The sequence below is a fragment of the Brucella sp. MAB-22 genome, from assembly GCF_025908475.1.
Lineage (GTDB): Bacteria > Pseudomonadota > Alphaproteobacteria > Rhizobiales > Rhizobiaceae > Brucella > Brucella anthropi.
The window spans coordinates 1,995,520-2,008,173 of record NZ_CP109781.1; the positions used below are offsets into that span (position 1 = coordinate 1,995,520).

A 12,654-nucleotide genomic window follows, 5' to 3' on the forward strand; every position below is an offset into this window, starting at 1 on the left:
GGAGAATGGTGATGAAAACTTTTCTTCGCATAATCGGCGCTCTGGTCGTCATCGGTATTGTCGCACTGCTGGCCTTCATCTTCGTGCCGGTACAACTGACTAAACCGACCAAGGAACTGGCCGCAGACTGGAAGCCTGCCGAAGGGCAGGGCGAATATGTCATGTATGCCTCCGACTGCATGGCCTGCCATACGGCGGAAGGCGGCAAGCCCTTTGCCGGTGGCCGCCCGATTGCAAGCCCGATGGGTACGATCTGGACGACCAACATCACTCCGGATAAGGAAACCGGCATTGGAAACTGGACACTCGATCAGTTTCGCGCCGCTCTCTATGATGGCATTCGTGCCGACGGCTCGCATCTTTATCCAGCAATGCCATATGAGAACTATCGCAAGCTGACGGAAGAAGATGTCCGCGCTCTGTATGATTATTTCATGCATCAGGTGGAGCCGGTGAACAATGTCGTTCAGGAAACCAAGCTCGGCTTCCCGTTCAACATGCGTTTTGGCATTCGCGCCTGGAACTGGCTGGCTCTCGGCCAAGAAGCGGGCTTCAAGGCCGCCGGCAAGTCGGAAGCAGAGGATCGCGGACAGTATCTGGTCGAAGGACCGGCACACTGTGCTGCCTGCCACAGCCCACGCAATCCGCTGATGGCGCAGAGCGGCACGCAGGTCGGTGACAAGGACTTCCTCATCGGCGGTGTTGTCGATGGCTGGAATGCGCCGTCTCTGCGCGGTGCCAATTCCGCTCCGCAGAAATGGTCCATCGAGGAGCTGGCAACCTATCTCGCAACAGGCCGCAATTCCCATTCAACAGCCAATGGCGAAATGGGCCTCGCTGTCGAGCATTCGCTGCAGCATCTCACCGATGCAGACAATCTGGCGATGGCCGCTTTCCTGAAGGGGATCGACGGTGCGGCTGTCGAAGTGCCGCAGAGCTTCGCTTCAAAGGCGTCGATGGCGCTGCCAGCGGCTCCGGCCGATGCGGCCGGTGAAGCAACGACAAAGATGCTGACGGAAGCTTCTCCGGATATGCCTCTGGGCGCACGTCTCTACATCGATAACTGCGCCGCCTGCCACTTCGTGACGGGCAAGGGCGCGCCGGAAATCTTTCCTGAGCTTGCCGGTAATGATCTTGTGACAGGTTCGGAGACGAAACCGCTGATCTCGATCATCCTGCATGGCGCCGAGGTTCCGTCCACGGCGAAGCGTCCGATGCGTCTGGTGATGCAGGGTTATGCCGACCGCCTGTCGGATGATGAAGTCGCCGAACTGGCAACATTCGTCCGCTCGGCATGGGGTAACAGTGCAGGACCGGTAAAGGCGACAGATGTCGCGGCGGTCCGCAACAGCCAAGGGCACTAACAATAGAACGGCGGAACGAAAGTTCCGCCGTTCTGCTATCTAAGCCGCTTCGATGTCACGCATCGGCGGGTTTCCATAGAAGCGGCTATATTCGCGGCTGAACTGCGACGGGCTTTGATAGCCGACGCGATGGCCAGCCGTACCAGCATCCAGACGCTCGACCAGCATCAGCCTGCGTGCCTCGTTCAGACGCAGTTGCTTTTGATACTGAACCGGCGTCATTGCCGTAATCGCCTTGAAATGATGATGAAATGACGACGCGCTCATATTGACGTGTTCGGCAAGCTGTTCAATCCGCAATGGCGCTGCGAAGTTCTGCCGAAGCCACCCGATAGCCCGTGCTATCCGGTTGGCCTGACTGTCGGCGGTTGCGATGTTGATCAAACGCTCGCCGCCGGGACCAGTCAGAAGGCGATAAAGGATTTCCTGTTCGATCAGGGGGGCCATCACCGGAATATCCTCGGGATTGTCAAGAAGGCGCAGCAGGCGCAGAGCCGCATCCAGCAGTCCAGCAGGCGCTGCATTGACGGTAATGCCCCATTGATCGCCATCTGCCATCACGTGCCTGCGAACGTCGGCGCGCCCGATCAGGTCGGTGAGCTTTTCGCTGTCGATGGCAAGCGCCAGACACAGATGTGGTGCTTCCGGGCTAGCTTCGACCACCCGCCATGTGACGGGCAGGTCCAGCGACGTCACCAGATATTCGCCCTTGGTATAATTGATCGTCTCGGAGCCGAGACGCAGGGATTTCGCGCCCTGCAACACCATGGCGAGACAGGGCCGATAGCTGCTGTGGCACGGTATGCTCGGCGTCGTCCGCCTGCTGATCCCCAGACCTTCGATCGGCGTTCGGTATTCACCGTCCTGTGCGGTGAAACGCTCCGCCAGCGCGGCAAGTTCCTCGTAGGTGTCGTTCAGTGACGTCATAGGTGATCCGCTTCAGATGAGATAGAATACAGCAATTATTGATCAGGCAGGCATGCATCGGCAATCGTGAAGCAGGCAGTTTTGCAGGATCGTGCAAGAAGCTTGCAGGATCGGTCTACCGCTTCTGCCCTTGCTTCCGGCATATTCTGCCTGCTTCCCCAATCCAATAAATGGAGTCTATCATGGCCATAGCAAGAGGTTACGCTGCTACGGATGCAGATGAGCCGTTGGTTCCGTTCACTTTTGAACGGCGCGAGCCCAATGCAGATGACGTGGTCATCTCGATCCAGTATTGCGGCGTTTGCCATTCCGACATCCATACCGTCCGCAATGAATGGAAGAACGCAGTTTATCCCATCGTTCCGGGGCACGAAATCGCAGGTGTCGTCACCGCGGTCGGTGATGCGGTTACCAAGTTCAAGGTCGGCGACAAGGTAGGCGTCGGCTGTTTCGTGGATTCCTGTGTTGGCTGCGCCAGCCGGGATGTCGACAATGAGCATTATCTTCCGGGCCTCATCCAGACCTACAACACCTTCGACACCGAAGGAAAGGCGCGGACGCAGGGCGGATATTCCGACCATATCGTCGTCAAGGAAGGCTATGTCCTTTCCATGCCTGACAATCTTCCGCTCGATGCGGCAGCACCGTTGCTCTGTGCAGGCATCACCCTCTATTCGCCGCTGCGTCACTGGAATGCAGGTCCCGGCAAGCGTGTGGCGATCGTCGGCATGGGTGGACTCGGACACATGGGCGTCAAACTCGCCAATGCCATGGGTGCGCATGTTACGGTTCTAAGCCAGTCACTTTCCAAGAAGGAAGATGGCCTCAAGCTCGGCGCTCATGAATATTATGCGACCAGCGACGCGACCACTTTCGAAAAGCTGGCAGGATCGTTCGATCTCATCATCTGCACGGTTGGCGTCGCCATCGACTGGAATGCCTATCTTGGCCTGCTTAAGGTAAACGGAACGATGGTTGTCGTTGGCGTTCCCGAAGACATGGTGCCGGTGCATGCGTTTTCGCTCATTCCCGGCCGCAAGTCGCTTGCAGGATCGATGATCGGGTCGATCAAGGAAACGCAGGAAATGCTGGACTTCTGCGGCCAGCACAACATCGTTTCGGAAATCGAGAAGATCAACATTCAGGAGATCAACGAAGCCTATGAACGCGTTCTGAAGAGCGACGTACGCTACCGCTTTGTCATCGATATGGCTTCGCTGGCAGCCTGAAATCGATAATCTGCGCGGCGCCAGACCACGGTGCCGCGCAGATCATTTTCATTCAGCCTTGGTTACATCGTTATCGGCGCCGGAGATCGAGATCGTCGGTTCGGCGGAACCGCCTGCAAGCGACCAGGTCACCTGATGGTTCGCGCCGCTGACATCGAACTGCGAAGGCCCATCGACCTTCACGTTGACGATATTCTCCGCGCCGGAAACCTCCAGAATTGAAGGATCCGTTCCTTTCTTCAAGGTGGCGGTTACCTGATTGTTCGACACTTCAACGATCAGATTTTGCGTTGCTCCGCCCGAAACCGTGTTGTCCGTGCCGGATACCGAAAGCTTCCGGGCGTTTTCGAACGTCACTGTATGAGAAACGCCATGTATGGTGACATGGCCGCATTCTCCCTTGAGCTTGACGTTATTTTCCGCACCGTAAATCCCGACATCGCCGGAGGTGCAGGTGATTTCCCTGCCGAGGCCCACGCCTTCGATTGTCTGTTCGTCGGCGAAAGACGATGGTGCTGCAAGAAGTGTCAGGCTGCCTGCCAGCAATGCAATTTTCAACATCTCGACCTCTTTTACCAAAGCCATGTATGGCGATTATTAACCATAGCTCATCTGTTCTGTATAGATATGGCATCATGTCGACTGATGGTTGATCGATTTAAACATATTGCTTATCGCTTATTATCAAGAGCTGAACTACACTTGGCTATGCAGCGGGGGAAGTGCAGCTTTGGGACTCGACCAGAACACTTTGTTTTTTGCGACAGGTATCTGCTCTCTGGCAGTAGGACTGACGATTCTCAGCGTCTGGTATCAGAACTCGCGTGACAAATTTCTGCTCTGGGGCTGCCTTGGCATGATCCTGCTCGGCACGGGGGCAGTACTTTACTATGCGGGGCCTTTGCCGCTGGCTACGGCCTCCATTGTCGCCTTCGCTCTGGAGAGTGTCGGTTTCATCTTCCTGATTGTCGGGTCACGGCAGATTTCCGGACGTCCGATACAACGGAGCTTTCTGATCGTTCTGGCGATTGCTGTCATATGCGCGACGACGCTGCCCATTCTGGCCGGACAGACGGGCACTGGCACGGCGATCTTCAATCTGACTTCGGCCCTGTTGCTCCTGCTGACGGCGAAAGAATATTTCCATGTCTATCGGGAAGCGCCGGTCCCGGTCATTGGCATGATCGTTCTTTATACCCGGACAGCGATTTCATTCTTTCTGTGCGGCGCTGTCATCCTGCATCAACAACAGTGGGTCATGACTACGATCCCAAGCAATTGGGCCGAAGATATCAATGCCATCACTGCAATCATAGGCATTACGGGCATTGGCGCGCTGTCGCTGAATTTCACCCAGTCGCGCATTGCGCGTCGTCATGCCAACGAGGCGCGCACCGACAGCCTGACTGGATTGCTGAACCGGCGTGCGCTTTATGACGTGCTGGACGATAATGAACTGCAGCTCGGGGATTCAGTCGTGATCTTCGACCTTGATGCTTTTAAATCCATCAATGATACGCATGGCCACATCGTCGGGGATGAAGTGCTGTACACGTTCTCCGGCGTTCTGCGTAGTCATGTCAAAGGTCAGGCTCTCATCTCCCGCATCGGCGGTGAGGAGTTCGTTCTGATCCTGAGGCAGCAACATAATAGCGATGTTCTTGCCTTGGCCGACACGATCCGGAAAGCCTTTTCGGCGATCGTGTTCGAGGCTTCGGCTGGAGATTTCTCAACGACGACCAGCGCAGGCATCGCTTTCTGCATGCCGGGTAACGAAGATTTCCAAACGGTCTTCCGCAGGGCAGATGCGGCGCTCTATCGTGCCAAGCATCTGGGCCGCAACAAGGTCTGCACCGAACTGCACAGCGTCGCTTGAGCTTCTTTCAAATGAAAAGGGCCTGAAATCAGGCCCTTTCGCTTTTCATTCCGTCATTACATCACGTACCGAAGCGCTCTTCGCTGAGCGCCGCCGCCATCAGAGCCTTGGTATAATCTTCGCGCGGGTGATCGAAGACCTGTTCGGTATCGCCCTGTTCGACAATCTTTCCGTTCTTCATCACAATCACATAGTCCGAAACGGCCCGCACGACCGCCATGTCGTGGCTGATGAAGAGATAGGACAAGCCGTGGTCTTTCTGCAGGTCGCGCAACAGGGCGACGATCTGCTTCTGCACCGAACGATCGAGCGCGCTTGTCGGTTCGTCGAGCACGATCACGCGCGGTTTCAGGATCATCGTGCGCGCAATGGCGATGCGCTGGCGCTGGCCGCCGGAAAATTCGTGCGGATAGCGATTGCGCATGGCCGGGTCCATGCCGACTTCCCGCAGGGCATCCTGCGCGCGGCGATCACGCTCTTTCGCCGAAAGGTTCGGTTCGTGGATCAGAAGCCCTTCAGTGATGATGCGTCCCACCGTCATGCGCGGGCTGAGCGAGCCAAAAGGATCCTGAAAAACGAGCTGCAATTCGCGGCGTTTCGGACGCATCGCCTGCGATTCCGTCGGCAATTCCTTGCCGAGATAAGCGATGCGGCCTTCTGATGGGAGAAGACGCAGAATGGCGCGACCGAGCGTGGACTTGCCGGAACCGGATTCACCCACAATGCCGATGGTCTGGCCTTCTTTCAATGTCAGCGAGACATTGTTGACGGCGGTGAGATAGTTCGCAGCGCCGAGCCATGGTTTGCTGATAAGAAAATTGACCTTCACATTGTCGGCGCGAACAAGCACCGGCGCGTCGTCACGGGGAGGGGCTTTTTCGCCTTCCGGCTCCGCATCGAGCAGCATCTTCGTATAGGGATGCTCCGGTGCGGTGAAGAGCTTTTCCGTTTCGTTGGTTTCAACCACTTCGCCCGAACGCATCACATAGACCCGGTCGGCAAAGCGCCGCACGATACCAAGATCGTGCGTGATGAAGACCACTGCCATGCCCAACCGTTTCTGCAGATCGGCCAAAAGATCGAGAATCTGCGCCTGAATGGTGACATCCAGCGCGGTCGTCGGTTCGTCCGCAATCAGGATATCCGGCTCGTTGGCGAGCGCCATGGCGATCATGACACGCTGACGCTGCCCGCCCGACAGCTCATAGGGATAGCTGTCGATGCGGCGCTCAGGCTCCGGAATGCCAACCAGCTTGAGCAGTTCAAGAATACGCGGGCGCGCCTGCTTCTTGTTCATGCCGCGATGATAGCGAAGCGGCTCGGCAAGCTGGTCGCCGATGCGGTAAAGCGGATCGAGCGACGTCATCGGCTCCTGAAAGATCATGGTGATCTTTGCGCCGCGGATATTGTTCAGTTTCTTTTCGGACATGCCGATCAGATCCTGACCGCGATAGAGCGCCTGGCCGGTTGCCTTGCCGTTCTGGGCCAGAAGCCCCATCATTGCCATGGTCGTCTGGCTCTTGCCTGAACCGGACTCGCCGACAATGGCGATGGTTTCACCGGCTTTGACATCGAGATTGATGCCGCGCACTGCCTCTACCGGACCGTCATGCGTGTCGAATGTGACCCTCAGGTCGCGCACGCTCAGAATGTTTTCACTCGTCATCTCAGCGATCCTTCGGGTCAAGGCTGTCGCGCAGGCCATCGCCAAGGAAGTTCAGCGCAAACAGGATGATGGTCAGCGTTGCGGCAGGCCAGATCAATTGCCAGCTTGCGCCGCGCATGTTCTGGGCACCTTCGGAAATCAGCAGCCCCAGAGAGGTGAGGGGGTCCTGAACACCGAGACCGAGGAAGGAGAGGAGACTTTCGAGCAGGATTGCCTTCGGCACCAGCAACGTCACGAAAACGATGACCGGGCCGAGCGCATTCGGAATGATGTGGCGGGTGATGACACCGCGCCGTGTCGCGCCTAACGCTTCCGCAGCCTGCACAAATTCCTGACGTTTGAGGCTCAATGTCTGTCCGCGCACGATGCGCGCCATATCCAGCCATTCCGTCGCGCCGATGGCGATGAAGATGATGAAAATGGATCGCCCGAAGAAGACGAGCATCAATATCACAAAGAAGATGAAGGGCAGCGAATAGAGAATATCCACGAGCCGCATCATCACATTATCGATGCGCCCGCCGAGATAACCGGAGACAGCGCCATAGGACACGCCCAGAACCAGTGCCATCGCCGAGGCAAGCAGGCCGATGGCAAGCGACATGCGCACACCGATGAAGATGCGCGTCATCAGATCGCGGCCCAGATTATCGGTGCCGAGCAGGAAATAATTGCGCGCCACGTCGAGGGTCAGCTTGCCCGACAGCCCGTCAGTAGCGATCTCGATTTTCGGATTGCTGAACAGGTCGGAGCGCTGGAAATAACGCAGCACACGCTCGTCCGTCGGACGCTGTGCGGTAAAGTCGACAACGACATTGTTGCCGTTCAGTTCCGGCTCGCCGGCAGCTTTCAGCCGCGCCCGGGCAAGTTCGCGTTCAAGACCCGGCATGATTGTATCTTCACGCGGATAGGCTTCGAGGCTCGGTGCCACACGCACGAACTGCGGATAAATCTTATCATAGGGGTGCGGGCTCAGCATCGGGCCGAAAATGCCCAGAAAAGCCATCAGAAAAAGGACGATAGCGCTTGCCACGGCAGCCTTGTTCTTGCGCAGGCGCAACCATGCGTCCTGCCAGAGCGAGCGGCTCGGAACTTCCAGCCGGGCTGTTTCCGTCGGTACAGTAAGATCAGTCATAGCGAACCCTCGGATCAAGCCATGCATAAAGAAGATCGACGATCAGGTTGAACACCACGACGAAGACCGAAATGACAACAACGGTTCCCATGACGAGGGTGTAATCGCGGCTAAGCGCGCCCTGCACGAAGTAACGACCGATGCCGGGAATGCCGAAGATCGTCTCGACCACGACCGAACCTGTGAGCAGGGCTGCAGCCGTCGGGCCGAGATAGGATACGGCGGGGAGCATGGCGGCACGCAAGGCATGCACACCCACAACCACCCGTGACGGCAGGCCATAGGCGCGCGCGGTGCGCACGTGATTGGCGCGCAATGCCTCAATCGTCGCGCCACGCACGAGACGCGCAATGACGCCGACCTGCGGCAATGCAAGCGTCAGGACCGGCAATATCCAGTAGGTTATATTGGCCGACGACCAGCCGCCCGCCGGAACCCATCCGAGAATGACGCCGAACAGAAGGCTGAGGAGAGGGGCCACGACGAAGTTGGGCGTGGTGATGCCGAATGTAGCCAGCGCGACGACGAAATAGTCGACAGCTGAGTTCTGCTTCAGCGCTGCCAGCGTGCCGAGAAATGTTCCGATGATCGCTGCAAGCGTCAGGCCGAGTGTGCCGAGCATGATCGAAACCGGCAGGCCGGAAGCGAAAAGATCGTTTACCGAGAAGTCGCGTCGCGTGAAGCTCGGTCCAAGATCGCCGTGCAGAAGATTGCCCAGATAAATCAGATACTGCTGCCACAGCGGCGCATCCATATTATAGGCCTTCTTGAGGTTCTCCAGGATCAGTGGATCAATCGGCCTTTCAAGGTCAAAAGGTCCGCCGGGCGCAAGCCGGATCAGAAAGAACGTCAGCGTGATGATGATGAATATCGTGGGTATCGCACTACCCAATCGTCGGAGCGTATAGCCCAGCATGTTCTTTTCCCTTCTTTGCCGGATCGCTTTGAACGATCCGGCAAATCCCACTAAGGGCGTGTTTCATTTTGTTTTTAGTTCTTTGTCGATAACCAGCGCGTGCCGTGCGAATTCATGAGGTTATCTTCGTAACCCTGAACACGGTCGGCAACGAGAGCGGTGGACGAATAATACATCAGCGGCACGACGGCCCCGTCCCCGAGCAGTATCTTCTCTGCTTCAGCGAGGATTTTTGCGCGCTCGGCGAGATCGGTCGTGGTTGCGGATTTCGCCATCAGCGCGTCGTAATCCTTGTTCGACCATTCGGCATAATTGAAGTAATTGCCGGTGGTATAAAGCTCCAGGAACGAATTCGGATCGTTGTAATCGCCGATCCAGCCATCACGGGTGATGTCGAACATCCCCTTTTCCTGAAGGTAGTTGTAGAAGGTGGCGCCTTCGACTTCGTTGAGCGTTGCCTTGATGCCGATATTGCCCAGCATGTTGGCAAGCGCTGCCATGGTATTCTTGTGGTTTTCCGAGGTGTTGTAGCGCAGCGTCACGGAAAGGCCACCCGGTTGGACACCGGCTTCGTGCAGCAATTCCTTGGCTTTATCTTCGCGGTCCAGCACATCTTCGTCGGCGAAATCCAGCTTCGGCGCGTCCTTGACGTAATTCGCAATGCCGGGCGGCACCATGGAACTGGCTGGCAGCATCACGCCACGCCAGACTTCATTGGCGAGGAACTCACGATCGACGGCCATCGATATGGCCTTGCGCACGCGCGGATCGCGCAGCTTGCTCGATGGCTCGCCTTTGATGTCGACATAATAGATGCCAAGATAGGGAGCGAGGCGGAACTGACCGCCGAGGTTCTTTTTCACATAGTCCATCTGTTCGGCAGGAACATCGGAACAGATATCGACTTCCTTCGCCTCGAAGCGGCGCATGCAGCTTGCGCGATCCTCGAACGGTATCCAGTTCACCGCATCGATCTTCACATTGGAAGCATCCCAGTAATTCGGGTTCTTCTTCATGGAGATCTTGTCATTGGGAGTGAAGCTGACAAGCGTATAGGCGCCATTGGTCACCATGTTGCCGGGCAGGGTGAACTTGTCGCCGAACTTCTCGACAGCCTTTTTGTTGACCGGGAAACCGGTCTGATGAGTGAGAAGTTCGAGGAAATAAGGGGCAGGGTTCTTGAGAGTGATTTGCAGCGTCTTGTCGTCAAGCGCCTTCACGCCAAGCTGATCGACCGGCATCTTGCCGGTGGCAACTTCCTCGGCATTCTTAATGGCGTAGAGGACGCTGGCATAGCCGGCAGCCGTCTTCGGGTCCATGATGCGGCGGAAGGAAAACTCGAAATCGCCAGCAGTTACGGGATCGCCGTTCGACCACTTGGCATTTTCGCGCATATGGAATGTGTAGGTGAGGCCGTCTTCGGAAATATCCCACGATGCAGCCGCTCCGGGAATGGCTTCGCCCTTCTCGTTTTGCGCCAACAAACCTTCATAAAGGTCGCGCAGAACACGGTTTTCCGAAACGGTGGTTGTATGGTGCTGGTCCAGCGTGGCGGGATCAGTATCGTTGCCCCGGTTGAGCACTGTTTCTGCCGATGCGGCACCGGCTAGCGCCATCAGGCAAACGCCTGTCATCAAGAATCCGCGAACCATTGAAAACTCCCATATGCTTATTAAAAAATGTTAGCCCCGACAAAAGAGGGCCCTCCGGAACTGCCGGAAGAGAAAAGGGCCGCGCCAACAGGCGCAGCCCAAGCTGAAAATTTATTGTTTAAACGAGAGCCAGCGCGTCTTGTGGCTGTCCATGAGGTTGTCGTTCCAACCGTCGATCTTGTCCGAAACAAGGGCGCGCGACGAATAATAGAGGATCGGGATATTGCTCATCTCATCGAGCTTCAGCTTTTCAGCTTCAGCCAGCGTCTTGGCGCGCTCGTTGAGATCGAGAATTTTTTCCGCCTTTGCCATCAGCGCATCGTAGTCGGCGTTCTTCACCTTGGAATAGTTGAAGCTCACATTGCTCTGGCTGATGAAAAGGAAGTTCTGCGGATCGTTATAGTCACCGATCCAGCCTGCACGCGCGATATCGAACGGGCCATCGTCGCGCATGAAGTTGAAGTAGGTCGCACCTTCGGTCTCGTTCAGTGAAGCCTTGACGCCGATATTGCCGAGCTGATCGGCGATGGCGGCCATGGTATTCTTGTTGTTTTCCGAAGTGTTATAAAGCAGTTCGATCGAAAGCGTGTTCGGTTCGACGCCAGCTTCCTTCAACAGTTCCTTGGCCTTGTCTTCGCGTTCCAGCATGTCGTCGGAATAGTCGAGCTTCGGCGCATCCTTCACATAATTGGCGATGCCCGGAGGAACCATCGAATAGCCCGGAAGCATGGTGCCCTGCCAGACCTGATCGGCAATGAAATCACGGTCGATGGCCATGGAAATCGCCTGACGGACGCGTGGGTCCTTCAGCTTGCTGTCGGCGGTCTTGCCCTTTACCGGCAGATAATAGACGCCGAGATAAGGCGCCATGCGGAATTCCTTGGAAAGGTTCTTCTTCACATAGTCCATCTGCTCGGCCGGAACGTCGGAGCAAATCTGCACTTCCTTCGCCTCAAAACGGCGCATGCAGCTTGCGCGATCCTCGAACGGTATCCAGTTGACCGTATCGATCTTCACCTGATCCGCTTCATAGTAATACGGATTCTTCTTCATCACGATCTTGTCGTTCGGTGTGAAGCTTTCCAGCATATAGGCGCCGTTCGTCACCATCTTGCCGGGCGTGGTGAACTTGTCGCCATTTTCCTCGACGCTTTTCTGGTTCATCGGGAAGCCGGTCTGGTGGGTCAGAAGCTCAAGGAAATACGGAGCAGGGGCGTTCAACGTGACCTTGAGCGTATGGTCATCGACGGCTTCAACGCCGAGCTGGTCAGTCGGCTTCTTGCCACCGGCAATATCTTCGGCATTCTTGATGATGAACAGCATGCTGGCGTACCCGGCGGCTGTCTTCGGGTCCATCAGGCGACGGAAGGTGAACTGGAAATCACCGGCCGTGACCGGATCGCCGTTCGACCATTTTGCGTCATCGCGCAGATGGAAGGTGTAGACCGTACCGTCTTCGGAAACATCCCAGGATTTGGCTACGCCCGGAACTGCTTCGCCGTTTGCGTTCTGAATAGTCAGGCCGTCATACAAGTCGCGCATGACATTGCCTTCAGCCACCGTCGAGGTGCGGTGATGGTCCAGTGTCGCCGGATCAGTGTCGTTGCCGCGATTGAGAACGACTTCAGCCGAAGCTGCGCCAGCCAGAGCCAGAAGACACACACCCGTCAGTAGAAATTTACGATACATTTGAGAACCCCTCCTTTGAAATTTTTGAAATGGCCCGCATCTTATGGATAAGCGCGCCACTTGCAAGAGAACTTATCAACACTTTGACTTAATTAACATATTCACATTTTCTTGAGCGAATTAAGTGCTCGAATTCTGGTACGGAACTATGGGTTTTCGCCGGATTTACAAAGTAGAAATGCTCGCTGAGCGCGCCCGAA

The 12,654-nt window shown here is 56.3% G+C and carries 10 protein-coding genes; 3 read left to right on the forward strand and 7 right to left on the reverse strand.

Annotation, left to right across the window (positions count from 1 at the left end; all coding sequences use genetic code 11):
• Window positions 1–11 precede the first annotated feature (11 nt).
• Window positions 12–1,364, forward strand: coding sequence for a cytochrome c (locus OHI65_RS09320; protein WP_125300594.1), 1,353 nt, complete (start codon window positions 12–14; stop codon window positions 1,362–1,364).
• 39 nt (window positions 1,365–1,403) lie between these two features.
• On the opposite strand, the gene OHI65_RS09325 is transcribed toward OHI65_RS09320, so the two are convergent.
• Window positions 1,404–2,291, reverse strand: a complete 888-nt coding sequence (locus tag OHI65_RS09325) for an AraC family transcriptional regulator (RefSeq protein ID WP_010658804.1) — start codon at window positions 2,289–2,291, stop codon at window positions 1,404–1,406.
• A 182-nt stretch (window positions 2,292–2,473) separates the two neighbouring features.
• On the opposite strand from OHI65_RS09325, the gene OHI65_RS09330 reads away from it, so the two are divergent.
• Window positions 2,474–3,520: an NAD(P)-dependent alcohol dehydrogenase gene (locus OHI65_RS09330; protein WP_029927403.1), complete on the forward strand. Its 1,047-nt coding sequence runs from the start codon at window positions 2,474–2,476 to the stop codon at window positions 3,518–3,520.
• 48 nt (window positions 3,521–3,568) lie between these two features.
• On the opposite strand, the gene OHI65_RS09335 is transcribed toward OHI65_RS09330, so the two are convergent.
• Complete coding sequence (locus OHI65_RS09335; RefSeq protein ID WP_010658802.1) at window positions 3,569–4,081, reverse strand: DUF3060 domain-containing protein; 513 nt, start codon at window positions 4,079–4,081, stop codon at window positions 3,569–3,571.
• A gap of 169 nt (window positions 4,082–4,250) precedes the next feature.
• Here OHI65_RS09335 and OHI65_RS09340 point away from each other — a divergent pair, with 169 nt between their 5' ends.
• Window positions 4,251–5,396, forward strand: a complete 1,146-nt coding sequence (locus tag OHI65_RS09340) for a sensor domain-containing diguanylate cyclase (RefSeq protein ID WP_264358697.1) — start codon at window positions 4,251–4,253, stop codon at window positions 5,394–5,396.
• A 61-nt stretch (window positions 5,397–5,457) separates the two neighbouring features.
• Here OHI65_RS09340 and OHI65_RS09345 read toward each other — a convergent pair whose 3' ends face one another.
• The 5 genes from OHI65_RS09345 to OHI65_RS09365 all read right to left on the reverse strand — a co-directional run bounded on the left by OHI65_RS09345 (window position 5,458) and on the right by OHI65_RS09365 (window position 12,454).
• Complete coding sequence (locus OHI65_RS09345; protein ID WP_125300596.1) at window positions 5,458–7,062, reverse strand: ABC transporter ATP-binding protein; 1,605 nt, start codon at window positions 7,060–7,062, stop codon at window positions 5,458–5,460.
• 1 nt (window position 7,063) lies between these two features.
• Entirely contained in the window at window positions 7,064–8,197 is a 1,134-nt protein-coding gene (locus tag OHI65_RS09350) for an ABC transporter permease (protein ID WP_094515769.1), read from the reverse strand.
• Window positions 8,190–9,113, reverse strand: coding sequence for an ABC transporter permease (locus OHI65_RS09355; protein ID WP_010658798.1), 924 nt, complete (start codon window positions 9,111–9,113; stop codon window positions 8,190–8,192). The genes OHI65_RS09350 and OHI65_RS09355 overlap by 8 nt, the downstream gene beginning before the upstream one ends.
• A 74-nt stretch (window positions 9,114–9,187) precedes the next feature.
• Window positions 9,188–10,765, reverse strand: a complete 1,578-nt coding sequence (locus tag OHI65_RS09360; protein ID WP_012092993.1) for a peptide ABC transporter substrate-binding protein — start codon at window positions 10,763–10,765, stop codon at window positions 9,188–9,190.
• A 111-nt stretch (window positions 10,766–10,876) separates the two neighbouring features.
• Window positions 10,877–12,454: a peptide ABC transporter substrate-binding protein gene (locus tag OHI65_RS09365; RefSeq protein ID WP_010658796.1), complete on the reverse strand. Its 1,578-nt coding sequence runs from the start codon at window positions 12,452–12,454 to the stop codon at window positions 10,877–10,879.
• Window positions 12,455–12,654 lie beyond the last annotated feature (200 nt).

Bases quoted from the DNA above. Each gene is read 5' to 3' on its own strand.
- OHI65_RS09330 (WP_029927403.1), top strand. From the start codon at position 2,474: ATGGCCATAGCAAGAGGTTACGCTGCTACGGATGCAGATGAGCCGTTG.
- OHI65_RS09360 (WP_012092993.1), bottom strand. From the start codon at position 10,765: ATGGTTCGCGGATTCTTGATGACAGGCGTTTGCCTGATGGCGCTAGCC.
- OHI65_RS09335 (WP_010658802.1), bottom strand. From the start codon at position 4,081: ATGTTGAAAATTGCATTGCTGGCAGGCAGCCTGACACTTCTTGCAGCA.
- OHI65_RS09365 (WP_010658796.1), bottom strand. From the start codon at position 12,454: ATGTATCGTAAATTTCTACTGACGGGTGTGTGTCTTCTGGCTCTGGCT.
- OHI65_RS09345 (WP_125300596.1), bottom strand. From the start codon at position 7,062: ATGACGAGTGAAAACATTCTGAGCGTGCGCGACCTGAGGGTCACATTC.
- OHI65_RS09350 (WP_094515769.1), bottom strand. From the start codon at position 8,197: ATGACTGATCTTACTGTACCGACGGAAACAGCCCGGCTGGAAGTTCCG.
- OHI65_RS09320 (WP_125300594.1), top strand. From the start codon at position 12: ATGAAAACTTTTCTTCGCATAATCGGCGCTCTGGTCGTCATCGGTATT.
- OHI65_RS09355 (WP_010658798.1), bottom strand. From the start codon at position 9,113: ATGCTGGGCTATACGCTCCGACGATTGGGTAGTGCGATACCCACGATA.
- OHI65_RS09325 (WP_010658804.1), bottom strand. From the start codon at position 2,291: ATGACGTCACTGAACGACACCTACGAGGAACTTGCCGCGCTGGCGGAG.